Source organism: Mycobacterium sp. OTB74, assembly GCF_029892685.1.
GTDB lineage: Bacteria > Actinomycetota > Actinomycetes > Mycobacteriales > Mycobacteriaceae > Mycobacterium.
Genome location: NZ_JARXVD010000010.1, coordinates 134,145 through 159,519, shown reverse-complemented (window position 1 = coordinate 159,519; position 25,375 = coordinate 134,145). Strand labels below are relative to the sequence as shown.

Below are 25,375 nucleotides of genomic sequence, written 5' to 3'. Positions count from 1 at the left end.
GCCAGGGTGAGGTCGTGACCGCGGAAATCGCTGAACCTGCCCATGCTCGGTCATTGGCCGACCGAACCGCCCGCACCGCCGAGCTGGTCGCCGAGCTGCACGCGATCGTCGAAGAGCTCGAGAAGTGGCACCCCGGCCGCAAATTCCCACTGGACGGTCATCTCGTCGGTTCCCTCGGGGAGGCGGCCTGCGAGGCGATGTTCGACATCGTCCTTCAACCGGCATCGACACCGGGCCACGACGCGGTGGCCGGCGACGGCCGAACAGTGGAAATCAAGGCCACATACGGAGACAGGAGCGTCGGCATCCGCGCAACATCTCACGACCATGCTCAAGCACTGATTGTGCTCAGGCTGTCACGGCGCGTGGATGTGGACCATGAGGTGGTCTACAACGGACCGTTCAAAACGGCCGTAGCTGTGGCTGGACCTCTGCAGAAAAATGGGCAGGCCCCGATCAGCCTGACCCGCCTACGCGCCGCCAACGTGCAGGTCGACGACGCTGACCGGGTCACGTTGCGCAAACCCTAAGCGCACGAGCCCATTTCGCGGTTCTATTCGGTCTCGGTGACCCCGACGTACACTCCCCCGAACTTGGCTTCGCCCATGCGGCACGGTTTGTGCTCGATCCAGACCCGCCCGTCGCGGCTGACCTGTTCACATGTACTGCCGTCATCGACGTGCAGCGCCTCGAAGCCACCTCCGACAGAGGTGTTGTGGCCGCTGACTTTTCGGCCGTCGCCGCACACCGTCTTCGGGTAACAGTCGTCGCAAACGCTCAGGTACTGCCACGCCCTTCCGATCGCCGGCAGCCCGCACAGCGGACAGGAATGTGCGCGCCGATGCTCATCGGGTTCTGCGAGCAGCCAGTCAGCCCCGGCCAACGCGCGTAGCGCGGCGGCCACGGCGGGTTCGGGCGTGTGCCGGCGCAAACTGATCAACACATAGTCGGCCCGGGCAGTATCGGTCACCCCGGGACGCTCCGCTGCAGGAACGTCGGCGACACTGCCGAGTCCGCGGACCAGAGCGGCGATGGCAGCACGGTGCCACACGCTCACGTCGTCGAGCAGAAGTGTCCGGTTCCTGTGTTGGCTTTGGCGCCAATACTTTTCGATTTCGGCGACCACACCGGAATAGTCATCCGGCGCCACCGACCACATCGAGCCTCCGCCGACGTCGGCAACAAACAGGCCCCGATCGCACAGGAACGCATAGCCGCCGCTGACGTCGTCGGCGTTGAACCCGTCGTGGACGACTTCAACGACCGACGATGGATCGTCAGCCCAATCCATCGCAAGAGCATGAACCGCCGCGCGATCGACCGGACCCTCCATCGGTTTCATCGCCATCACCGTCCTTTCCCGCTGAACCTAGCCAGCAGGCCCGACATATCCGCACTGAGCAGTGCAGGACGTCTCACACCAGCCTCAGCTCAGCGCTAGGCCCCGGGCCCAGCCCGCGAGTCCGTCGCTGACGGCTGCCTGACGTTCGCCACCGCACACCGGATTTGAGGGCGCTCGACAGTCCGGCGCACACGTCGATTCCAACCGCGTCAGGAGACGAATTCGCCTGCTTCCGTTGGCCACACGAGCCGCACCTCATGATCGCCGAACAGGTCGATCAACCCGTCGGCGGGCCGCTCGGGCACCAGAACCGTGCACAGTGTCGGCCGCAGCACCCGCGCGTAGTCCAGTATCTGCCCGAGCGCCAGGCGCATGGTGACCCGGTCGACTGAGGATTTAACTTCGATCAACTCGTCAGTGGTCCCGTCGTACAGATCGGCGCGAAAATACTGGCCGTCAATCGGAATTCTGTACCCGCACACCGCGTGACCCTGGGCGCGCAAATGCTCTACATAGCGGTTCTGCAGCATCGCTTCTCGCCGCAGCCGGGTCGTAGACGCCATGGCGTCGTATTCGACGGTGTATTCCTCGACGATGTTCTGCTCGACGGGGACCTTGTAGGGCTGCGCACCGACAGGCGCCGCTGCCTGCGGCGGCGCGGCAAGCCCGACCGTGACCAGCAGGTCGGACAGTTCCGGGCCGGGCCCGATCGCATCGCGCAGCACCTGCTCCGCCTGCAGATTCCAGCTGGTGTCGAGCGCAGCCAGCTCATAAATCGAGTTCGATAGCCCCCCTTGAAGATTCGGCGCTTCGGACGCCTCAGCCGAAGTCGGCATGACGATCTGCCACCACTGCGGCCACGCGGCGGCCAAGTCCAGCCAAACCTGCACAGGGTCGGACTCCGGAGCCCATGCCAGCAGCAATTCGCTCAACTCGCCGACCACGTCGCCGTACCGCGTCAATTGTGGCTGGAATGCGCGGGCCCGGCCCAGCGCCCACAACAGCACCACCAACGGCTCGACAGTCCGCCCCTCCTGCGAGATCGCAGCGACCATGTCGCGCAACATGATCAGCGCGTCCTGCGGATCGATGCTGTCCTCTTCTACAGGTTCGGGATCGGCGGTGTCGGTTTCTGCGGTCAGCGCCACCGGCTCCGCGGCCGGGTCCCGGCCGACGGGCTCGCCGCCTGGGTCTTGTCGGTTCGCGCCGATATCGCCGTCGCGGTCGAAAAGCTCCTGCAGCCAATCGGGGCGCGGCACACCCGCCGCGAGGTAGGCGGCGTCCATCTCATCGCGACCTTCAGGGGTTTCCCACGGCGAAGTTGCAGCGTCCTGGTACCAGGCGGGAACCACTATCGCATGCAGCCCCGGTTGAGCGTTCCAGCCGGCGGCGCGTCTCTCCGCATCCGCTCTATTCACGTAAAAGGCCCAGATCAGGCCGGCACGCGTCGCCTCGCGGGAATGACCGGCTCTGGCTACGTCGACGGCCCACCGTACGTTGGGGCTCGGCTCGTGTTCGTGACGATTCTCAATCCCTCCGCGCCCCTTGGACATTTCCGCAAAGACCATGTGCGGATTATCCAGTGCAAGCGCCGTGACCACAGCCAATGTCCGACAGTCCCGAAATGAACGTCTCTGCTCTTCGGGCACGCCGCCGTCCCGCCGCGAACCCACTCCAGACTTCCAGCAGCCGACGCCTGCCTTCACTAGCGGCAACCAATCTCTAACTAAAGTTGTGATACTCTAACTTTAGTTAGAGATTGGAGTATCCCGATGCAGCTGAACCGGCCACTGTCCACGGTGACCCCGACCCTGGACGGTGATGTCCTGGCGGTTCTGGCCGCCGCGGACGTGACATTCACGATCAGTCAGATCAACCGCATCCTGCCCGACGTCTCCGGTGAAGGGATCCGCAAAGTCCTGACACGCCTGACCGAGCAGGGTGTGGTCCTGCACGACCAGGTCGGCCGAACCCACACCTTCCGGTTCAACGCCGAACACCTTGCGGCGCAGCCGATCCGGGAACTCGCCAACCTTGCCAACACGCTCCTGGACCGGCTCGATCGCTACCTGGCGGAATGGCTCGAGAAGGCCGCGTACGCGGCGGTGTTCGGGTCGGCGATGACGGGCCGGATGCGTCTCGACAGCGACATCGACATCTTCCTGGTCCGCTCCTCGGCGCCGGAACCGGTTGCCCCCGGCGATGATTCGCAGGTGTGGGAGCAGCAGGTCGCCGACCTCGCCACGGCGGTCACGGCGTGGACCGGCAACGACGCACGCGTCGTCGAGTACACCGAGCAGGACCTGCACACCGCCATCGCCGCCGGCGAGCCGCTGCTGCGCGAGGTGGCCCGGGACGGCCGAACCGTCGCGGGTCCGCCGGGGTGGCTCAAAACGCAACTGCGTACGACCAACCGGCACCGTCCGATGGCGGCGAGGTCCTGATGGCACCCGCAGATCCGCGCACCAACCCGTCGACGCCCGCGGTGATCGCCGGACGGCGAGCCAAGGCGATCGAATTCCTCGGCGCCGGCGAAACCGTTCTGGAATTCGATGCGACCGCGACCAGCGCAGCCGGCGACCTGTTCGTCGATGCCGGCATCGCCGCCTCGGACGTGATCTGCTGCGTCAGACTCGGAAAGCACTCCAAAAGCGACAACCACAGCGAGGCGACCGCGCTGCTGGCGCAAGCGGACAAGGGATCGGTCAAGCACCTGAACACCCTGCTGGTGATGAAGAACAAGGCCGCTTACGCCGCCGAAGCCTTGTCCGCCACCGAGTGCAAGAAGATGCACCGCGCAGCCACCCACCTGGTCGAGGCCGCCAAGCTGGCCACCGCTTCGCGGACCCAACACGAGGATGCGGGGGCGCCCTGACCCGTGCCGCCCTCGCAGCACCCGCGCCAACCCGCGCCGCGGCGGCTGTCTCGCCACTGTGCCGCAGTACAACGTGCAGCAGAGGCACTACCGGTGAGGAGACGAGTCGATGAGCATGGCACCGACAGCAGAACAGTGGGCCCGCCAACAAGGCTGGGAGGCCGCCATGGCGACCGCCACGTGCCTGTGCCAGGCTCAGATCGATCTGCTGACCGTGCAACGGAACCGGCTGCGCGACGAAGTGGACCGCATCGGATCGGAGCTCGATGATCGCAGTGATGCAGGTGACCACGTCATCGGCCACCGCCTCGATGCGTCCGATCGCGTGCCGGACAACGGCCAGGGCCGAATTGAGTGCTGCCGCGTCCGGCGTCTGCGGGGCCGCTGCCCCTGAAAATTCGCTCGTGAATCGCTCCACTTCGTCGCGCAGACGTGACTGGGCGATCTGCTTCCTGCGGCGGTCCGACGACAGGATCGCCGAAGCGGCACAACGCGGAACAGCCGTTGCCTCCGATCCGTATTCGCCCCACCGGTCACGGGGCAGTGAGACGATGATCGGCATGTCGCAAGCAGTCTTCGTCGCGCTCATCGGATTGCTGGGTTCCAGTGTCGCATCTGTAATGATCGCGGAATGGCTGAAGCGCCGGGACAATCGCGCTTCGGCCGCGTCGGATCTGGACATCTGGGCCAAACTGCCAGAGGGCGAGGCCAAAAGCCGACTGCTAACGAGCGTCGAGCGCCGTGTGTCGCTTATGATTGAGCCTCCGAAGCCTTCTGTTAGCTCTTTTGCCCTTGTGGGCGGCGTTCTTTATGTAGTGGTCTTAGAGGTGATAAGCGCCATCAGCGGGGATGCTCGCTGGGAGCGCCATTCCGATGGCATGTTGTGGCGAAGAACGTCCTTTGACTCGACTGTGAGGTACGAGGCTTTTGATTCCTGGCTGGCTTTTAATGTCGTTCAAACCATTTTTTTTGGATGTTTCTGGGTCCTGTGCCTTTGGGTCGTCAGGCGTTTCGGGTTGTTCGGGAACAATAAGGCGGCCAAAGAGCAAACAGCCGAGGAGTAAACCCAAGGGGCCGATAGCCATGCAGGCGTGGACTAAGGCGATCCGCTTCCCCACGGCGCATCCCCAATCCTTACCGAAACGGACCTTCGATAGAAATCGAAGCACCCGCCCGTGGATATTGCTCGGGTGGTGAAAACAGCGCCGAGACTGCGGGAGAACTCGATCGCAGGAAGTTCGAGATCGTCAACGACATGTTGCGGAAGTTCCGGCGCCAGCTCTGATATGGGGGACGCCTTGTCAGACCGGGTTCGGTTCGGCGGGCATTCGTGACGTGATTTGGACCCCGACCCGATCCTCCAGCTCGGCCCGCCGCTCGCTGTCCAGCCGCGCCCAGACCTGACGGAACGGAAACCACGGACTGCCGGCTAAGCACGGAACTTCATGGCGCCACTCCGAACAGCTGCCGGCTAACGGCGATGAGCGTCCATCCGGCATGCAACACTTCCGTGATATCGCATCACGCCGACCATCGGCCTTCTAGCCTGAAGTGAGCAATGAACCGTGGAGCTCCGGGAAATCGCAGGGTACACCGTCGTACTCAGCCACCCGGCAGCACGGCATCATTATCGGGATCGCATTGGGCTGCAACGCAAATCGCCTTATTCCTTCATCAACGACGGCACCGGCGCGCAAAATCTGAATGTCCAGCAGGGCATAGATCTACCCACAGAGCAGTCATATGCAGCTCACGCCACCATCGGAACACCGGTAGGGAGATCACGGCAGCCAGTTCGACACAGCACTGGCGATCGAGTTGGCTTTGCCGCCGACCCACACTGCGGCGTCTACCGTAGCTCCGATAGCTATCGTGGTCCCATGCCGCGCGGCGATCAGTCCGCCGGTAATATCCTTCCCGAACTCACTCGCCACGTATCTTGCGGCTCCCCCAGCGCTACGTCCCTCGGTATCTCTGCGCTGCAATTCTTCACGCTGCCACTTCGTCCAATCCTCATTTGCGCTGTCAGCGAGGAGCGTTTCGCCCCTGGCACTTCGCCTCGATTCCTCAAATCCAAACATGAGCGAGGCTCCCGCAACTAGCGTTGTAAAGCATGTAGCCGCGCCAGTACCTTCTGCGATACCGATCGCCCCCGTCCGGACGCCGTGAATGGTTCCTATCGATAATGCTAAATTTCCGCCTCCTTCGCTGATATCGATAATTCCGGGCGCTACTTCGCCTCGTTCAATTTCGTTTATCCCACTTCCCATTTCAAGCCCGTTAAAGAAGGCGCCTATAACCGGAAGCGTTTTGACCCCTCTTTGGAACCAGATAAACCCAGCGGTCGATCGTGGCGCACCCGATTTGGTAGCAATAGTCTCCGCGATTGCAATGCGTTGCTCAGGGCTCAGGGCTGTGTCGAATGGGTCACCCTTCTTTATTATGTCACTCCAATCACTCCTTTTACCTATTCCCTCCGAGGTAACCTTCCCAAGAGGGCTCATTTTGGTGCGTGTTGCAACGCGCACATTATTTCGGTAATCGCTTGCACCCTTGGCGATCTGAGCGGCGGCATCAGCGCCTGCCGCGTCAATATTCAATGCCTTAATAGCGTTCACCGCTTTCGAAGAGTTCGACGTAATCAGACCCTTATATAGATCCCTTAGTGCCACGTCGGTGCCTAAAGGGCGTAGGGCTGCGTCTACAGCCCCTAATACTGCCTCGACCTGGCGCCACAGCCCGCGGGCAATTGCATTGGGCACGGCCTCTGGTTTCGACCGTGATCGTTCAGGGGGATGGCTATCAGTACCACCGGGGTCCAACCATTTCAGTGGATTGTCCCTGCCGTAGCGAAACAAGTTAGTTCCGTCGATGAGCCCGGATGGATCAGAAGTTGTCCATCGTCCAAGCCACGGCGCGTAATACCGCGCGCCGTGGTATCCGAACCCGTTCTCCCCGTCGCGCTCCATCCCGGTGTACCGATACCGCTTAGGTGTTTCCGTTTGACTGCGGACCGCCTGATATGTGGTACTCCCGAACGGCGCGTATTCCTCGTAGGAGATGATCTGCGCGCGGTCGTCTAGTTCGAGGCTGACCGAACCGAGGTGGTTCCCGAGCTGGTAGCGGATCAGCTGCTGCGGCGCCTGGTCGTTTCCGTCGGTGTCGAGGGTGCGTGTTTCAACCAGTGCGATGCGCTGCTTGTCGTCCATGACGTGCAGGGTCTCGCGCTCCAATAGCGTTGTTGTCCCGTCGTTTTCATAGGTGCGATAGACCTCGAAGCCCCCGAGACAGATGCGTTCGTCCTTGCGCGCGGGCGTTTGCACATCCGGGGCAAAGCGTTCCGTCACTTTGCGGACGCGTTGTCCGTTGCTGTCGTAGACGTAGTAGGTGGTCTCGGGCGTGCCGCCGTTGGTGACAACCTGCCGCGAGGTCGTCTGGAGTTGATCGGCGAAGTTCCACCGCACCGCTGACAGGTGCGGGAACGATGTCATGTTGCCGTGCGGGTCGTAGCTGTACGGCTCGGTTATGGGGTTGTTTCCGTTGGGGTTCAGCGTGGTTCGGGTGAGTCGGTTGCTGGTCTTGAGCAGGGCGCCGGCGTTGCCGTCTTCGATCAGGCTGGGTTCCACGTACGTGTACGCGCGCGTCCAGCCAGCCTGCAGGGAGGCGCTACCGCGGTGCTGCATCTGCAGGAAGTTGCCGACGGCGTCGTAGACATAGCGTTCGGTGTAGATGCCCATGGCATTGCCGTCGCCGGGCTGCGGGGTTAGTCCCACGCGCCCGGCGTCGTTATACGAGTACGGAATCAGCACACCGTTCGAGCCGACATGTTCGCGTCCGCCGGCTTGGATCAGCCGGTAGATCGCGTCGTATACGTAGTCATTGCTGGGTTCAATGCGTTGATTGTTGAAGAAGATGGTTTGCTGGGCGTCGTCGGCGATGTGAGTGATGTTTCCGGCGGGGTCGTAGGCGTAGCTGAGGTTTTGCAGCAGCCGGCCAGGCCAGCCAGTCGTGGCGGGGTGCGGGTCGTCGCCGGGAAACGTCGCGGGATTTCGGGTGGTCACCAGTTGGGTGAGCCGGAAGGTCAGCGGGTCGTACGCGTAGGTGGTGGCTGCGCCGTTTTTGTAGTCGATGCGCAGACGCTGGCCTTTGGCATTGTGCTCCAAACCGGCGACGCCGACGGGTGACGGCGCGTCATTCGCTGGGTCGAGCGCGCCGGTGGGTTCGTTGCCGTGGTCCAGCCAGACATCCACTCGTGCAAGTAGATTCGCTTCGTTGAAAACCGGTTGAACGATATTGAGTTTGGTGCCTGGCAGGCTGCTGTGCGGGGCGATGGACTGGATGGGTCGGTTGAGCGCGTCGTAGAGCGTGCTGGCTTCGAACGTCTCGTCGTCGAGCGCGGGAGTGTTTGACCAGTCCGGGATGGCGGTGTAGTCGCTGACCAGTTGGCGGGTGCTGTGTAGCGGGTTGCCTTTGAAGTCATAGGCCTCGAGCGACGCATCGCTCGCATCCACACGCGCGTTGGTGACGATTCCGGCGGTGTCGCGGTGTCGATAGATCCGGGTGCGTAGATTGAGCTGCTGCGCCCGGTCTTGGTCTGCGGGGGCGGCGTTGGGCGCCGGTTCGCCGTATTCGGTTGTGGCGATGAGGGTGTCGCGGCCCAGGGTGCGTGGGTCGGAGTCTGCGGTGCTGCCGCGTATGGTCTGGCCTGTCGGCCGACGCAGTGCGTCGTAGGCGGTGGTGATGGTGTGAGCGCGGCTGTCCCAGCTCCGGATTGGCTTGCCCGTCACGTCATTCAGAGTCCAGCGTGCCCCGGCCTCCATGCTCAGATGGTGGATACGGGTTGCGAGCATGTTGTAGTCGTAGCGCATCACGATGCGGCCCTGCTGATCGCCGGCCTGCACGACAGCATCGCGCACCGCCCGTTGGTTGCCCTCGATGTCCAGATCGACGCGAGTGTTGAATTGGTCTTCGGTGCCGTCGAGATCATGTCCGGGGCAGACAACCCGGTTACGGGCCACGGTCAGAAATGGCCGTCCGAGCGCATCGGCATGAGCAATGGTGGGGGTGTCGGCGTGCGCGGCAGCGCGGGTGGCGGCGGTTTGTTCGTCGGGTCCGAGGGTGCCACCGGCGCGTTGTGAATACCAGGTTTGCCACGGTGTCGCCGTGTTGGCGGCGAGATCCGCAAAGTAATTCGCGACGTATCCGCTGATATCGGTGTCGGTGCGCGGATCACCGGTCTGGTCATTACGGGTTGCGCAGGTGTCGTTGACGTCATAGGTGATGGTCTGCCAGGGATCGAAGACGACTTTGTCGTAGGTGTTGTTGGGATGCAGTGTGGCGATGACCCGGTCGGCCGGATCGTAGAACACCACCAGGCTGACACCGACCTGGACGCCGAATTCGAAGCCCGTGCTCGCGGTGAAGAACGGCTCGTACTGGCGGACCGGTTTGCCTTTGTTGTTGAAGATGGTCCACCCGCTGCAGACCCACCTGGGGTCGACGGACGAGCCGCCACCGATGACTGGCCCAGGTTCTGCCTGGACCTTCTGCTGGATGACGCGGCCGAACCCATCGGAGTAGGCGAAGCCGATTTGAATCTTGAGTCCCTGCGGGGGAAGTGTTGCGGTGGCGTGGGTTTCGCGGGTGAGGGTGGCCGCGCACGCCGGCTGCCACAGGGTGTGGTCGTCGGGGTGGGCTTGCCGGCTGCGGCGGAACCGGTCGACGTCGTAGATGACGCGAGTGGTGGCATCGTGCAGGAGACCGGGTGCGACGGTGTGTGGGTCGGGTGCGGTGAAGAAGTCGTCGATCTGACTCTGGGGTGGGTCGGTGATGAAGCCGGTCAGTGAGTCGCCTTCGGCGGGTGCGGGTTGCGGTTTACCCATCACGGCGGTGCCGACAACCAGGCCGAGGGTGTCGAACCCGACTTCGGTCTGGTTACCGTTGGGGTCGCTGATCAGTCGTGGTTGTAGGACCCGGTAGTCGTTGACGTCGACGGTTACCTGGTTGTTGAGCGCGTCGTAGCGCTCGATCGCCAGCAGGTCATTGGCATCGAACGTAATCGTGGTGTCATAGCCGAATGCGTCGCGGTAGCGGCGGCCCAGGAAGAAATGTGCCTGGGCCTGCCCGAGTTCGGTTGTCGCGTCGTCGCTTGCGCCGGCGGAAAAGTAGGTGCGGCCTGACGGGATCCACCAGTGGTTGTCGGGGTCGTCGGCGGGAAATCGGTTGTCGCCCTTGAGGTCCTGCGACAGCACATATCCGCCCTGGTCGGCGCCCTGCCCGCCCAGCACCGAAACCGGGTCGGGCAGCAGCGGTTCGGGTGACTGCCCCGAGCGGGGGCGCTGGAATATTTGGGTGAGCAGGCCGGGCGTGAAGGCAAGGCGGTAGTTCTCCCCCGCCAGCGCGAGCGACTCGAGTTGGCCCAGCGGCAGCAGGCCGGTCAGGTCGTCGCGGCGGTACAGGATGCGTTGCCGTTCGATCGGCCGGCGGCACTCGCCGCCGGTGGGTGTGGCCTCATAAGGGATTTCGGTGCTGAACCGTTGGCGCAGTTGCCCGACGGCGTTGGGGTCGGACTCGACCAGGTCGGCGGCCCGGAAGCGTCCCGCGGTGCCAGTCGGGGTGTACCCGGTCAACTCGTAGGTAGCCGCGTCGGCCGCCTGCGGGGTGCGGTAGGCGTCGTCCGCCTCGATCGAGTTGGTCAGGTGGTGTTCGGTGTAGGTCAGCAGGGTGATGGTCTGCTTGGCCTGATCGGTGAGCGTCAATGCGGCCAGTCCGGGATTGGGCGCCTGCTGTGTCTGACCCTGGTTGTCGGTGATGCGGATGGTGGTGCGTCTGCCGTAGCCGATCGCCGCTTCCTTCAGCACGTTGCCATAGGCATCGACTTCCAGGGTGAGGGTGTGCTGCAGACGCGGGTCGGCCGGGTCACGTTCGTAGTGAAAATTGAGGGCTTCGTTGACATGCCGGTAAAACACGCAGTACGGGTTCAGCCCTCGTGGTTGCAAGGTGCGCACCGCGTAGTTCTGCTCGGTGACGGTGTAAGGGGTTGCAGCGCGCGCGATCTGGGCGGGACTCGCTGCGGGTCCGGCGTCGTCGGCGTACACCTCTTGGCGCAGCATGGCGCCTTTGAGCGCGCGGCAGGCTTCCCGTTCCTCGTCGGCGCTCAGCCCGGTGGGCAAGACGGTGTCGGGCAGCAGTAACGCCTGTGCATCGGCGTCGGTGAGCCCGGGTTCGCGGAAGTACTCGCCGGCGTACACGTCGGATACATGGCCGCCGCCGATGTAGACCCCGGTGTGAAACCACGTCTTGGTGTGCACCGGCGGCACGTAGGTGGCGGTGTCGATGTTCTCGCCGACCGGGAAGGCGCCATCGGTGGTCAGGGCCGCCAAAAGTTCGGTGTCCCATTGTTCGACCATGCCAAAGCCGCGGAATTCGCGTTCCTCGCCGTCGAAGTAGCCGTGGTGGTAGGCGTAGCGACTGGTAAACCGGTTGCGGCCCACCCAGTCGACACTCTCGGATTGCTCCACCACGTGCACCGGGAACGGCAGGCGAGTGACCCACGGGGTGCCCGCGCGCTGGTCCTGCAAATAGAATTTTGTGGACGGGGCGTAGGTCACCACGGTTTCGGCGCCCAGGTTGTTGTCGGTACGGGTCAACAGGTTTGGCTTTTGGCCGCCCATCAGGTCGATGTAGCGCATCTGGCGGCCCGCGTCGCCGGGCAGCGGTGAGGACCACACCAGGCAGGCGGTGCCGTTGCCGAGCAAGTCCACCACCGCCGCGGTGGCCATGTCGTCCAGCCGCGGGAAGCCCGCCACGGTGTGCGGGGTGCTCCAGCTGTTGCCGGACTGGTTGAAATACAACCGCGGCCCGCCGCGGTGCAGATAAACGATGTCGGTGGTGCCGCTGCCGTCGATGTCGGCGAGCCGCACGCGTTTGGGGTCGAATTCGGTGAGATTGTCGAACCACGGGGCGTTGTCCATCGTGATTTTCGCCCCGAACTGCCCGTAACCCAGGTTGGGCCAGTAGCAGATTTCGCCGTTGCGGATGCGGACCAGATCGGTCAGGCCGTCGCCGCTGAGGTCGGCCAGAAAGATCGTCTGAACCGCCTCGGCGAACACCAGGTGCGGCCCGCGTTCTTCGTCAACGGCCTGTACGGTGCGCCGTGCGGGTCCGAATCCGTTGTCCCCGAGCGATTCATGCCAGATGAGCGCATCTTGTTCGGTGAGCAGAATGTCTGTCAGCCCGTCACCGTCGAGGTCCAGGAACCGCAGGTTCGGGTCGCCGAAGTCGAGGTTGGGCCGTGAGGTGAACGGCCGAAATGGCTGCCATCCTCCGCTGGGGTCGTATTCGTAGGACCCTGGTGTGGGCCCGTCGAACTGCACCAGGTGGGGCTGGCCGTCGCCGGACAGGTCCATGAACTGTGCGCCGGCGGCCAGCGTCGGGGCGGGTTTGGCGCCGACGGTCTGCAGCGGACCGAGCCTCGCGGTGCCGGCGGTCCCGGTCGCGTCGTCGTCGAGTGGGCTCAGGTTCGGTTTGTAGAACCAGCCGCCGGCCTGCTCGGTCAGCACCCCCGACAGTCCCTCGCCGTACAGATCAACCCACCGGTAGGTGCTGCCGTCGACACCCTCGGGCAGACTCGCCAGACTGTCCGGGTCGATGGTGTGCACAGTGTTCTGCACGATGGGTTCGGTGTAGGAGAATTCCACGGGGGGAAGGGATTTCGACAGATAGCTGCCATCGGCGCCACGGCGGTAGGCGCTGTGGGTGGCCATGGTGAGCATCGAGTAGATCGGGGCGCCGGGATCGGTGGGCTGGGTATGGGTGAGGTCGGTCGAGCTCACCAGACAGTCCGCGCCGACATCGGGGACGTCGGGGAAATGGTGGAACATCAGGATCCGGCGGCACAGTCGAGTGGTGCGCACCTCGAACCGGGCCCGGTAGCGCGAGAACGGATCGGGACGCAGCGGCCACGGATAGCGGGGTGTTCCGGTCGCATCGACGATCCGGTCGTCGTCGGGACCCGGCGCGGCCGGGTCGTGATCCCCATAGTCGAACACCACCTCAAACATCCAGCCCGCACCGGCAATGTCCTGGGCCGAAAGCCTGTGCGGCCGAACACCAGTCGCATCCAGCAAGGGCTGGGGGTTGCCATACCGGACGCGCTTGGGAAACCGGTTAACTCGGCGCCGCGGATCATCCGGGCCGCCCCTGTGACGTTCGTCCGGGCGTGCCATATCGACGCCCAGACCGTCGTCGGGCCGGTACTCGTAGACAACCGCATTGCCTTTGTCGTCCCGTGTTTCGCTGATGAGCCAACTGAAGACCCGCCGCGCATCGGCGGGGTCGGTGATGCGCGAGCCGGCGTCAGCGCCATAAAGGGTCAGCACGTTGTCGGGGGTGATACTGCGCCAGTGCACATCACCGTCGGTGCGGGTCCAGCGTTCGATGCGGGCGAACAGGCCTTCAATGCGCGGACGGTAGCGGCGCACCAGGTAGGTCTCGGTGGCGCCGTCGATGCTGATCGTGCGCTGCGTCTCGACGGTCACCGGTTGGCCGTTGTTCAGGACCAACTGCCCGCTGGCGTCGTAGGCGAGTTCGGGGACCAGGTCTTCGGCGCCAGACAACAGGAACACATCAGAATCGTCGGCGTCGGCGTAGCGGGGCAATCCTTTATCGGTTTTGCGGGTAATCGACGGGATCGACAGGCTCCACCCGAATCCGAACGGGCCATTGCCCGAACCGGAGTCATACGACAGCGACAGCTGCGGGCCGAACCCGGATCGGCCGGGGCTGGTGGCGATCGGCACACTCATCGACCCTGTGCCGGTGACCGGGTTGACCCCAAACTTTTCTCCGATGCCGCGGATCGCGCCGCCGCCTTTGGGCAACGTGATGGTGGGCGCGCTGACCTGGGGTGGTGTCTGCGCCGAGTCGCCGCCCGGTTGGGGTTGCGGCAGTGAGGGATTCGCCGGCGGCGCGCCGGCAGGTGCCGACTCGGAAGTGGGGAGCGTCATTGCAGTCTGTCGTGCGCGAGCGGGCCGACGGCGGCGGTGCGGTTGAGGGGCATGCCGCTCAGGTCGACTCCGGTGATGCTGCTGATGCCGGCGCGCGTGGCGGGCACCCGGGCCGGCGGGCTGATCGCAGCGAAATTCCTTGCGCCACTGCCGAAGTGCCGTGATGGATTGCCGGGTGTCTTCTCGCCGATGCCCCGCTGCGCACTGTTGTCGATGCGCAGCCTCGGTGGCACATTCTGTGCCGGACAGCGGTGGTGGGCCGCATGCTGGGTGAGCACGTGTGCGGGGTTCATTGGGCCGGCAGCTTTGCGGTGTAAGTGATGATTGCGTACACGTCACGAGTGGGCTCGGTGGGGGCCAGGACGTTCGGGTCGGCCGGCAGGCTCAGTGTGGTGCTGCGGTTGGTGTTGAGCTCGGTGGACATGGTGGGCGGTACGGGTATCGCTGGTGCGGGGGTCAGGGTGTCGCCGTCGCCGGCGTACACACCAATCGATTCGATAGTCAACACCGCGTTTTGGACCAGGTAGGGGAAGTAGTCCATGGTCAAAGTGGCGCTGAAGGCGGTATTTGTGCCGGAGGTGAAGGTGTACCACTCGTTGGGGAAGTCGTGGCGCAGATTCAGCAGGACCGCCAGGGTGGGCGTCGGCTCACTGGCCGAGGCGCCGGGAGGCAGGGTCTTCAGGTATTTGCCCGCGGCATCCGCGAGCGCCTGGCCGCCGTCGCGGGCGGTGAGGTACACCTCCAGGACGACGTCGGTGATGGTGGAGTAGTCGAAACTGGGTATGTCCGGCAGTGACAGGCTCCAGGTGCTGATCGCTCCGGCGCCCTCGAACGGCAGGAACCGTTCATCACGCAGGTTTGTTTCGAACATGCCGCTGTCGGCGACAGCATTGCTGGTCACCACGGTGTCAGTGCTGCCGTAGTAGTCCACGAAGCGCGGGTCGGCGTTGTTGGTGCTTCGAGCATAGGTGTTGCCCGGCAACAGATCCGGCGTGGTGCGCACTGAACTGTTCTGCAGGGTGACTTTGACGTTCACATTTGTGTTCCGCGCAGCCACCGCCGCCAGGTTAATGCGGAGCATTTTCATCCGGCGCATGAACTGCCCCGGGCAGCCACGGTCATAGAACCATTCGGGGATCGTGACCATCGCCGAACCGGTGGTGATCAGCTGCAGCAGGGCCAGCGGATCCAATTGGCGTAGTGAGACTTGGCAGATCATCTCCAGCTCGCGCAGATGGTAGGTCTGGTAGTCCAGGTCGAGGGATTTGATGTCGCGGTAGAGGGCTTCGCCGGCCAGTAGGCCTTGATGGCCGCTGTCCCAGTAAGTGGGCTGGATGTAGGTGACGGCGTCGACCTCGGGCCGCATCAGCTCCCACTTCGTCGTGGCTTCGGCCTTGCGGGCGGTGTCCAGTGCCATGCGGTAGTACTGGTAGTACAGAGAGGACAGCTGGCCTTGCATCCAGCCGTAGAGGTCGGTGTTGGTGAATTTCGTTTGCAGGAAGCTCAAGACCTCCTGAGCTTGCCCCACTTGCGTTTTGGCGGTCTCATATTCGGCGCGGGCGGATTGTTCGGTCAACAGCGACACCAGAATCTGGCGGCCCAGTTGGCTCAGTTCGTGCGCGGCCAGGTTGATCTGCATCTGCCAGTCGTCCGCGCGGCGCTGATATCCCGCTTTGCGGCCAGCCATCGCACCTTGGTCCTGCTCCCACTGTGCCAAGGTCCGCAAGCCTGTGGCGACCGCATTGGCTACAGTGGCCAACGTTCCACCGCCGCCGACCTTCGATGTCGCGCCAAGGCCCCAGAAGTGCACGTCGATTCGCAGATCAGGCACTGGGGCCAGCGCGGCGGCCGTCACGGCTGCGGCCTCGCTGAGCACGTGTAGGTCGCGGGCGTTCGGCATCTTGTCGTTGAGCTCATCGTCCTCGTTTGAGCTGAGATAGAGGTTGCCTGAGCCGGACGCACCTGACTGCGCCGACGGTGAATTCGACTGCACAGGTTGATAATTGGGGTAGGTCTGGGTCGCGATTGTCCGGTCGTACTGGGTGACCAGGGCGTCGTAGGCGTCGTTGAAGTTGTCTTCGGTGAGCACCGTTGTGTGGTCGACGGTGAACGTGTCGGGCACGGTGGTCGGGTCTGGTGCCCCGCCGAGTTCGCGCAGGTAGAAGGTGTAGCGTTCCAGCGCTGAGGCGCGGCTTCGCAATAGCGCCTCGGTGGAGGCTTGGGCTTGTTGCCACTGCAGGAACCGCAGGTTTTGGCTCATCTGCTGGATGGACACTTCGTTGTTCTGCCGCAGCCTGGCCAGCGCTTCGGCGTCGCTCTTTTCGATGGCCGCGAGCAATCCGGCACCGAGCGAGCGGACTTCGCCGCACAGCTCGAGGGCCTTCTGGATGATCAGCGGGGCGCGCACGGGGCTGACCGGCTGGTTCAGGCCGCTGAGCACGCTGCCGACGTCGAGGCCGGCGGCGGTCGCGGCGACAAGCAGGTTGGGGTCGATGGGAGGGTCGAACAACGGCATCAGCTGGACTTGCCCGGCGAGATTCTCGCAGTGGCGAATCTGGTTGAGCCGGCCCTCGACGGTGCTCCAGTAGCCGAGCAATTTGGAGTTGGGCGGGATGCAGAAGTACAGGCTGGTCGCGGCGCCGAAGGCCGACCCGGTGGTCCCCAGGCCGGTGTTATCGGCGGGGGTGGTGATGTTGAACGGGAACTGCCCTTCCAGTGCGACGAGCGCATCGCCGAGTTTATCGAGCGTTCCGGACGCGAGCAGGTCGTTGTAGCACTTGGCCGAGGTGGTGCCCGCGGCCGGTACCGGCTGGGGTTGGGGGCCAAGGAGATTGGCGGCGATGACGTAGCACAGGGTGGCTTCGTTGACGGTTTCGATGGTCATCTGGCTGTACAGGCTGTCGCCCCAGGCGATGAGGTTGTCGAGGTACTTCATCACGACGTAGTACTGGAATGCGATGGGCCGGGAACGGGCCACCGCGAACGGGGAGAACGGTGTTGAGACGCTCGTTGCGTAACTGGTCAGCAGGTCCTGCACCTGGCTGATCTGTGTCGAGGTCAGCTGGGACTGCGGGCTGGACAGCAGCACGAACAATTCACTCAGGTCGATGCTCTGCGGGTTCTGCTGGAAGTACAGGCACTTCCAGAAGCGCGCCGGGGCGGGACCAGGGCCGATAGAGGTCGGATCGAATACGTAGTGGAACCATTGCTGGGCCTCGGCGAAGCGCTGGTTTTGCGACAGGTGCACGGCCACCGCAACGGGGATGTGATAGATCAGCTCCCAGTTGTAGTTGGCGTAGGGAAGCTGGTGGTCGAGGTCGATCTGCGCCGGATATGAGGTGATATGTACCGGCCCGTCGCCGGGGGTGTACTGGGGATTGACGCCCGGGGAGGTCGGTGCGCTGAAGAAGGTGTTCGCAAGGCCGGCAAGGAAGGTGGGGTCCAGCATCGCCGCCACCGCGTCCCCGGAGGCATGGTTGAGTGCCGCGATGAGCTGCCCGACCAGCGGGTGAAAGAAGTTCTCGAAATCGAAGTCGCATTGTTCGATCTGCCAACTCGCCAGGCCTCCGTTGAGCACGGTCTGGTAGTCGGTGCTTTCGTGGAAGCGCTGTGAGCCGGTCATGAGATTGGTCCCGTCGTGGCCGTCGATGTCGGGGGCACCGCGTCGATGCTGCTGTTGATTCCGATGCTGCGGGAGCCGAACAGGACCGGGCCGCCGCCGCTGATCACCGCGCGCATGGCGCCGCTGGTCACGGCGCTGTGCGCCAGTGCCGTATCGATAGTGGCGGTGGGTGCCGGCAACCCTGTGTCGGGTGGCGCCGGGGGGACAACGAGCGGCGGGATGGCGACGGCAGTCTTGTCGATCGCGGACAGTTGGGTTTCGGTTAACCCGAAACCGTTGAATATCCCGATCGGCACCCAGTGTTGCGAGGAGGTGACGTAGAAGACGCTGCGTGCGTCGCCGAAAAAGAACGGCATCCACCACTGGTTGGCGACGCTGGGTTGGGCCAGTTCGACTTTGGCCGGCAGGCTTCCGGTGAGCACGGTGAGGGTCTCGAAGACCTTGAGCTTCCGGGTGAAGGCGGTGCCGCCCAGCGTGTCGTAATTGATGGTCAGTGTGGTCGGTCCGGTGCTATTGCTGATATCGACTTCCCGGATGTCGCCGGGGATCGACACCAAACCCGGCGCCTGTAACCATGTCGGAGGGTCGCTGTGGGTGTTGTGCAGCACGAAACCGTTCGACCCGTTGGTTAGGCCCCACTCTTGGAACGCGACGAAGGCGATGCCATCGGAGCTGGGAGTCACCGTATTGTCGATGTCCAGGGTTCCGGCGAACGCGGGCGGTGGGTTGTTAGTCACTTCCAGATACAGCGACTTGTTGTTGGGATCGCTCGATGTCCAGGGCCGCAACATCCAGGTGGTGCGGTCGAACGTGCCGGGCAGGAAAGTACCCAGCAGCAGCGGGTTGGCGACGTCGGAGGATTTGGGCGGTTGCCAGGCGCCGTTGTAATACTCGCTCCAGAACAGCACCGCGCCCACGTTTTGCATTGTCAGATCCGACGCCTTGTCAGCGATCGCGCCTGCGACGTCGCCGAGTGACGTCGATCCGAGCTGTCCCCCGCCGGCGGGCATGTTGGATTTCAGTTTGTCAGGGCTGTTGGCAGCTGCGTAGTGGATTTGCAGCCAGAACAGCAGCAGCCGGCCGTTCCAGACGCACGGCACGACCGGCACATCTTCGATGTTGAGTTTGATCTGCTCCCACGGCGTCCAGGCCGCCTCGGCGGACTTGCGGTAGAAGTAGTGGCCGGACGCGCCGGTACCGCGCGCGATGACGTGCGTGGTGTTGGTGTCCGGGTCACAGAACAGGCCGCACGGGTCGAGTTTGGCGACGAGTTCGAGGTTCGACAGGTAGTCCAGGTAGGCCTGCGCCGCTGTGTCGGCGGTGATGTCGCTCTGCAGAAGCTGACTCATCGTGGTCTTGAAGAACGGGGACCGGTCGTCGCGCAGGTTCTCGTCAAGCCAATTCTCTGGCCATAAGAAGACCTCACGATTGGCCTGCCACACGCGGTAGCGTTTGCGCCAGTTCCATTGGGAGGCATGGATGTCTGCCGCAGTGACGCTCGGTTCCAGGTTGCGCAGGCAGCGTTCGATGAACAACAGCACCGAAGACAAGGCCAGCCGCACCCGGGAGGTCAGCATGCACGGCGCCATCTCGACGTCGAGCAGGAAATAGTTGAACAAGTCATCAGGGGTCGGCAGCCGGTTGGGCGTCGGGCTCACGCCGAGAGCGGTCAGGATCACCGGGCCGGACGTGACAAGGATGTAGGCGACCAGGGCGTCGCGCTGCATCGTGCGCACAGTGTCGTTGATCGGCTGGACAACGGTCAGCCAGTCGGACTCCTGGTAACGCGAACGTACCGCCGACTGGAAGTCGGCCAGGATCGTCGATCCCGGCGCCCGCGACGGATCATTGGTGGCAGCCTCGATCAGGGTGGCCGCCGACAACTGGCACGAGGAGATCACCCTGAAGGCCGATTGCAGACGTAGAAGGTTGGCGAACAAGTTCGGCAGCTGGGCAAAAGCCGCCAGGCTTGCGTCGGCGGTCACGTTGGCCGTGGTGACGCCGAACAGGCGGCCGAGCACCGGTTGCAGCGACAGCGGATCCCACCGGGTCAGGGCCAGCAGTTCGCTGGCCGCGCCCGGGGTTGCCGCCGCAGCGTGTTGCAGCGTGGCCAGCAGCTGGGGGGTTTGTGTCCGCCGCGGCGAATAGCTGGCCTTCAACGCCGCGAAGGTGACCAAACCGTCCAGGACGGTGGTCAGGTCCGGGTAGCTGGCAGGGGCGGCCGGCGAGTCGACGTCAAGCACAGCAAGCCAGCCCTTGCCGCCAACGGTGAGTCCAGCGTCGGTGGCCAGGTAAGCGATCTCGTCCGCGGTCAGCGACAGGTCCGCGGCCAGGGCGGTCGCTTTGAGGAAACGCAGAAGGGTGGTCTGTAGGTAGCTGACCAGGACCTTGGAGTACAGGTTCTCCGACGCGATCGGTGCCCACGCGACACCGACGGTTTCCCAGCTGGCGGTGAACGTGGTTTGCAGCCCGGTCGCGGTGATCGTGATGGGTGTCAACTCGCCCGCGCGAAGCGCGACCGCGGACAGGTTGGTCGACACAGTTGAATCGGTGTTTGTCGATTGCTGCAGTTGCACTTTCGTCCCGTTGACTATTAGTGATGTGATCGCAGCGCCGGGGTCGGTGGTGAACCTGAGGTTGTAGTCGCCATCCTGATCCGCGCACAGGTAGCCGTCCCAGCGGCCAGCGATCGTCGTGGCGGGCGAGTTCGGTGGCGGCAGCGGATTGTCCGGGCCGTAGTCCAGCCCGGAGGCCGACGGGGACTGGTCAGCCACCGCCGACGGGTCGTTGGTCAAGAAGAACTGCGCGCTCAGGCCGCCCTGGTGCAGTGCGGTCAGATCGTCGATACCGGCCGGTGCTGACGTGGTCGCGGCGGGATTGGCCGCCGGTATCGCCGCGCGGGTGTTCAACAGGGCCGGAGCGAATGTGGGGTCGCAGCCGGCTGCGGCGGTCGCGCAGCCCAGCGCCTGTTCCTGGCGGCGCAGGTTGCCCAAAGCAGGTAGCAGGCCGGCCAGCAAGGTGGCCAGCGCGGCTTCCGGAGTTTGCGCTGTCGCGCCGGTGGTTGCCGTGACATAAGCATTGAACAGCGGCCGCAAGTAGGGCGTGGTCGGGTCGTCGTAGGCGGCGAAAAAGTCGGTGACCGCCTGCTCGTTTGCGGCGGCCAGTGCGGTGATTCCGCCGGTCAGTGCGGTGTCACCGGTGGCGGCGCTCTGCAGGGCCGCCACAGTGGCCGGGTTGAGGTAGCCGTAATAGGTCAGCTGTTTGCCGATGTCGTCGTAGCTCAGTAACCCGTTGGCAGCGGCGAGGGCCGGGCCGGGCAGCGTGGACTGGGTGTAGCCGAACGGGATCGAGGTCGCGAATGTGTTCTGCAGCAGGCCGAAGTATTCGTTGGCCGCATTGGCGCCCAGCACGACAGACATCAGCGCTTGGCCGGTTGAGGCGCTGACCGTATCCCCCACCGAGAACTGGGCGTCGACCGCGATAAAAGCCGTTCGCAGTGCCGAGGCCAGGGCGGTGGTGACCGTCGGGGCGGGCGCCGCCACCCCACTGAGGTCGGTGTTCCACAACAGATACAGAGCCTGTACGGGGAGCAGTCCGGCCGCTTGTAGGGATTGCGCGCGGCGGATGAATTCGACCAGCGGTGATCGGACCGGGTCGGCGGCGTTAATGACCGGCAGCGCAAACGGATCCACGCCGGTGTAGGTGATCAGGCTGAGCAGTTCAAGCACCGACAGGCCCAGTGTGCGGGCAAGCCAGGCGCGCCGATAGATCTGGCTCAGCACCTCTGCGCTCAGGGCTGTGGTGGCGTCGCAGCCCAGGCCCAACGGCGCGGGGCCGGTGATGAGGTCGAATTCCCCGCCGGTCACGTTGAGCGCGGCGATCACCGCGGGCCGGTGGGCCAGCAGGGTCGGCGCCGGGGAACTTGTGAACAGAGCGCCGTTGATGTCGGGGGCGAAAGCCGCGTCCAGGCCGAGCACCGTCGGGTTGAGGAACATTCGCGTGTAGAGCGAATCGGTGCCGGTGGTGGCGATCGGTGCCCAGCAGGCCAGAAGTGAGGCCAGATCGGTGGCCGGGTCCAGCGCGAGCAAATCCATTGCTTGGTAGGCGATTCCGGCGCGCGGCAGCAGGGTCAGAAAGCCGCTGTCGAGTCGTTGCAGCGGTGTGGCCGCCGCTGCAGCGGCCGAATCGTCGAACAACGCCCCGATGAGGTTGTCCGTCTGGGCGACGGTCAGGCCCAGCTTGTGCCACAGGCGGGTGAACCGCGCCAGGCGCACGAAGTCGATGTCGGCCAGCGGGTCGCCGTTGAGGTGTTGCAGTGTCATCTTGGTCGTGTCGGACGAGGCGCCGGCGACGTCGATGACGATCAACTGCGCGATCGTGGTGTAGTTCGCCATCACCCACGCCGCGACCCCGCCGGTGCCGTAGTCGGTGGTGTTCAGGCCTGCCGGGAGTTGGGCGGTGAAGGCGGCGGCCGTCAGGGTGCCGTTGTGCAGGGCTGTGAGGGTCGCGAACGGCAACGCCAATGCGTCAAGCAGTTCGATCAGCCAGCTGCCCGGATTGATGAAGCGGGTTCGCAGGATGGCCACGATGTCGGTGTAGGCCAGCGCGGTGATGCGTGAATATTCTTGCAGCGCAGACAGTTTCGCGATGGAGCTGGTCCCGTAGATGTCGGCCAGGGTGAGTGTGCTGTCGGTGAGCAGCCGGTTTTCCAGCCGCGAAATGCCGAGGCGTTCGGCGAGGATGTCGCGCCAGCCGAACGGATTGGGGTCCGATGCGGTGGGTGCGGGCGCCTCGAGCGCCTCGGAGGCGCGCATCACCTCCATCAACTGGTGCAGGGTGATGCCCAGGCGTGCGATGTGCAGGCGCAGAAGCTCCAAATCCCGGTAGAACGGCAGCGGCTCCGGATACCACTGGGACTGCAGCAAGCGGTAGGCCGCTACGGCGGTGGGGGTGTCATCGTTTTGCGGTGCGGCGACCAGTTCAGCTGAAGACACTGTCCCGTCGTCGCTGTAACCGGTGAATCCGCTCAACGACTCCGGCGCGCCCTGGTTGCCGACGTAGTACTCGAGCACTTCGTTGACCAAATCCAGGTACGGCAACACCAGGTTGGTGTTCTCACAGGTCAATGGAAGCGCACCGATATCCGGGCGGCGGCTCAGCAACACAGCACGCGGATCCAGACCGTGCGCGGTGGGTGTCGAGTTGTAGATCCAGTCAAGAAGATCCACCAAATAGGCGGCCGGACCGGTGATCGACTGGCAATCGTCGCACTGGGAATAGTCCAGGTCGCCGAAGAGGCCCTCCAGCGTGGCCGCGACTGCGGTTGGCTGCGCGGCCGCAGAGGTTTTGGCGATGAGACCTCCGAAAGCGCCGGCACCGATCGTGGGCTGCTGACGGCCAGCCAGATAGGACAGGGCAGTGTGCATAGTCGCGGCGTGAATCACTTGTGCGCGTTGGTAGATCGCATCGGCGGCCTCTGGACCGCCCAGCGCCTGGGCGTATTGTTGGGCGAACTGGGCGCGACCCAACCGCGTCAGCGCGTAGGCCGAATCCAGTCCGTGGCCCAACAACACGGTCATATAGGACAGGTCGGTCGTGATCTGATAGACCCGCTGCATCCGGGTGATCTGCGTGATCGCCTCGGGGCTCACCGAGGTGCCGGTTCTGGACAGATACTGCCCGATCGGTTCGTCGCCGAGGTCAAAGCCCGAGTTCGCCAAAAGGAAAGCGCCGGCACCCGACGCCGATACAGATTGGCCGAACCCGCCCGTGCTCGCCATGTGCCCGACAGTGGCCGTCGGGTAACTCAGGCGGACCTGCGCGGCAAGCAGATTAGCGTAGTTGGCTTTCTGCTCATCGGTTGTCGCGCCGGGGATTTCGGCTGGCGGGTTGACGTTGGCCAAAAGGGTCTGCCACGCCGCAGCAGTGTAGAACCCGGCGGGGACCAGGTCGGCCGGGGAGGTCAGCGGCCGCTCATGCTGCGATTGGTACAGCGCTGCGATGAGCGCGGCGTTGCCGCCAGTGGCATAAGCCATCTGGCCGAGCATTTGCAGCTGTGAGCAGACGGCGCTGCCCAAAGCCTCCTCGGTTTGGGCCCACAGTGTCGCGGGATCGTTGCCGAACTTCACCAGCAGGCTGGCGAACTGTTGCTGCGTACTCGTGTTGGCCGATCCGACGCTCACGTCTAACAGCTCACTCAACGTCGACGGCCCGACCGCGGGTGCGGCGTTGAGCGACACCGAAGCGGCGATGCCGGTGAACACCTCTTTCGCCGCTGCGATGTGATCGCCCAGCGCCGCCGGGATGATGTTCTGAGTTATAGCCTGCTTCCAAATCGCCTCGGCGCGATCAGGATTGGTTTGGTGCAGGCTGGTCGGATCGCTCGGCAGCCCAGCGCGCAGCAGCGCGTAATAGAACGCCGGGTCGATGCCGGCCGCGCCCACAGGTGTGCTGGCGGCGGTGGTCGCAGCAACCTCGTGGGCCGGCGCCGGGGCCAACGGATTCGCCCCACCTTGTTTCGCGGCTTGAGTGGCCACACTGGCCATCGCGATGAGGCGACCGTCCATGAAGGTCGTGTTGGACAGATATGTGATGTCTTGCCGGGTGTCGGATTCCTCGAGGTCGGCCAACGAACCCACATAGTGCTGACCCACCGCGGCGACGAGTGTCTCGTATTCGCTGGGCAGGGCGGTGCCGACAGGCAGCACGACGTCGAGTTCCTCGCGGACACCTGCCTTGTAGCGGACGACCGATGACGCCGCGATCGAACCGCCAATCATCACCTGAACCTGTAAGTCAGGGCTGGACTTGTGATGAGCCGCCAAAGTGGGCAGCGATATCTCGGCGGTCAGCGTGAAACTACCGTCAGATGCGCTCTGCCCCGAGACCAGCGCCACGTCCCCGCCGACATTCTTGTCGACAAGCCGCAGGTTCAGGCCCCCGACCGCCACGCTTGAGGGGCTACTGACCGTCCCGGTGACGACGTAGGCGGTAGCACCAACCATTCGGTCAGCAGACCCCACAGCAGGACCTTCGGACATCGACTTCGACTGCGCTGCCCCCGGGTCCTCGGTCATCGTTGATCCCCACGCAAACTCAGGTCTGACGCGGCTGTTGCGCTAAGCGGATCCGATGGCCCGCTGGCCTGGACGAAAATCACCTTGATCATCAGTTCCCCTATCGAGGCCCATCAGCTCTGACCGTGTTCACCTGCAGCGCGCGTGTCGATTATGGCGACTGTCCTCTGCGAGCACTTAAGTACTGGACTACTCATTTTTTTGTGTCGCGTTTGATTCGGAAGTGCGATTCGTCTGAACGGCTTAAGAATGGCGCCGTGGGATTCCGGCTTCTTGATTCACATTGTTCTTACCCTCAGATTGGTGTTCCTTCGTACTGCATGCGTGCTGGGCGCATGGGCATTGAGCGGCATCGCAACATTTGAGGCGAGACAGCCGTCGGTTCTGGCATGGCGCAGCAGTTACATCAACTCAGGACCGGCTACGTATCCCCAGCATCGATCGTCGCCGGTT

General features: G+C 64.0%; 11 protein-coding genes. 5 read left to right on the top strand and 6 right to left on the bottom strand.

All coding sequences use genetic code 11. The features are described from left to right. Positions 1-14: 14 nt before the first annotated feature. Positions 15-530: a hypothetical protein gene (locus tag M2432_RS15460; protein ID WP_280827691.1), complete on the top strand. Its 516-nt coding sequence runs from the start codon at positions 15-17 to the stop codon at positions 528-530. A 23-nt stretch (positions 531-553) separates the two neighbouring features. Here M2432_RS15460 and M2432_RS15455 read toward each other — a convergent pair whose 3' ends face one another. Next, positions 554-1,291 carry a hypothetical protein gene (locus M2432_RS15455; protein WP_280827690.1) on the bottom strand — a complete coding sequence of 246 codons (738 nt, stop codon included), beginning with the start codon at positions 1,289-1,291 and terminating at the stop codon, positions 554-556. A 260-nt stretch (positions 1,292-1,551) separates the two neighbouring features. After that, positions 1,552-2,628, bottom strand: a complete 1,077-nt coding sequence (locus M2432_RS15450) for a hypothetical protein (protein ID WP_280827689.1) — start codon at positions 2,626-2,628, stop codon at positions 1,552-1,554. 486 nt (positions 2,629-3,114) lie between these two features. On the opposite strand from M2432_RS15450, the gene M2432_RS15445 reads away from it, so the two are divergent. From M2432_RS15445 to M2432_RS15430, 4 genes are all read left to right on the top strand, one after another. Then, positions 3,115-3,786: a nucleotidyltransferase domain-containing protein gene (locus M2432_RS15445; protein ID WP_280827688.1), complete on the top strand. Its 672-nt coding sequence runs from the start codon at positions 3,115-3,117 to the stop codon at positions 3,784-3,786. Continuing rightward, on the top strand, positions 3,786-4,217 hold the full coding sequence (locus tag M2432_RS15440; protein WP_280827687.1) for a hypothetical protein: 432 nt from the start codon (positions 3,786-3,788) through the stop codon (positions 4,215-4,217). Before M2432_RS15445 ends, M2432_RS15440 begins: the two co-directional genes overlap by 1 nt. A gap of 109 nt (positions 4,218-4,326) precedes the next feature. Beyond that, on the top strand, positions 4,327-4,611 hold the full coding sequence (locus M2432_RS15435; protein WP_280827686.1) for a hypothetical protein: 285 nt from the start codon (positions 4,327-4,329) through the stop codon (positions 4,609-4,611). Between the two features lie 10 nt (positions 4,612-4,621). After that, the gene (locus M2432_RS15430; RefSeq protein ID WP_280827685.1) at positions 4,622-5,281 is read left to right on the top strand and encodes a hypothetical protein; all 660 of its coding nucleotides are present in this window, start codon (positions 4,622-4,624) and stop codon (positions 5,279-5,281) included. Positions 5,282-5,998: 717 nt separating this feature from the next. Here the strand turns inward: M2432_RS15430 and M2432_RS15425 are convergent. From M2432_RS15425 to M2432_RS15410, 4 genes are read right to left on the bottom strand one after another with little or no spacing between them, the layout of a single operon-like run. Beyond that, the gene (locus M2432_RS15425; protein WP_280827684.1) at positions 5,999-14,224 is read right to left on the bottom strand and encodes a SpvB/TcaC N-terminal domain-containing protein; all 8,226 of its coding nucleotides are present in this window, start codon (positions 14,222-14,224) and stop codon (positions 5,999-6,001) included. Further along, the gene (locus tag M2432_RS15420; RefSeq protein ID WP_280827683.1) at positions 14,221-14,517 is read right to left on the bottom strand and encodes a hypothetical protein; all 297 of its coding nucleotides are present in this window, start codon (positions 14,515-14,517) and stop codon (positions 14,221-14,223) included. Before M2432_RS15420 ends, M2432_RS15425 begins: the two co-directional genes overlap by 4 nt. Beyond that, positions 14,514-17,846 (bottom strand): toxin, encoded by a 3,333-nt coding sequence (locus M2432_RS15415; RefSeq protein ID WP_280827682.1) that lies wholly within the window; start codon positions 17,844-17,846, stop codon positions 14,514-14,516. Before M2432_RS15415 ends, M2432_RS15420 begins: the two co-directional genes overlap by 4 nt. Further along, entirely contained in the window at positions 17,843-24,922 is a 7,080-nt protein-coding gene (locus tag M2432_RS15410; RefSeq protein ID WP_280827681.1) for a neuraminidase-like domain-containing protein, read from the bottom strand. The genes M2432_RS15415 and M2432_RS15410 overlap by 4 nt, the downstream gene beginning before the upstream one ends. Positions 24,923-25,375 lie beyond the last annotated feature (453 nt).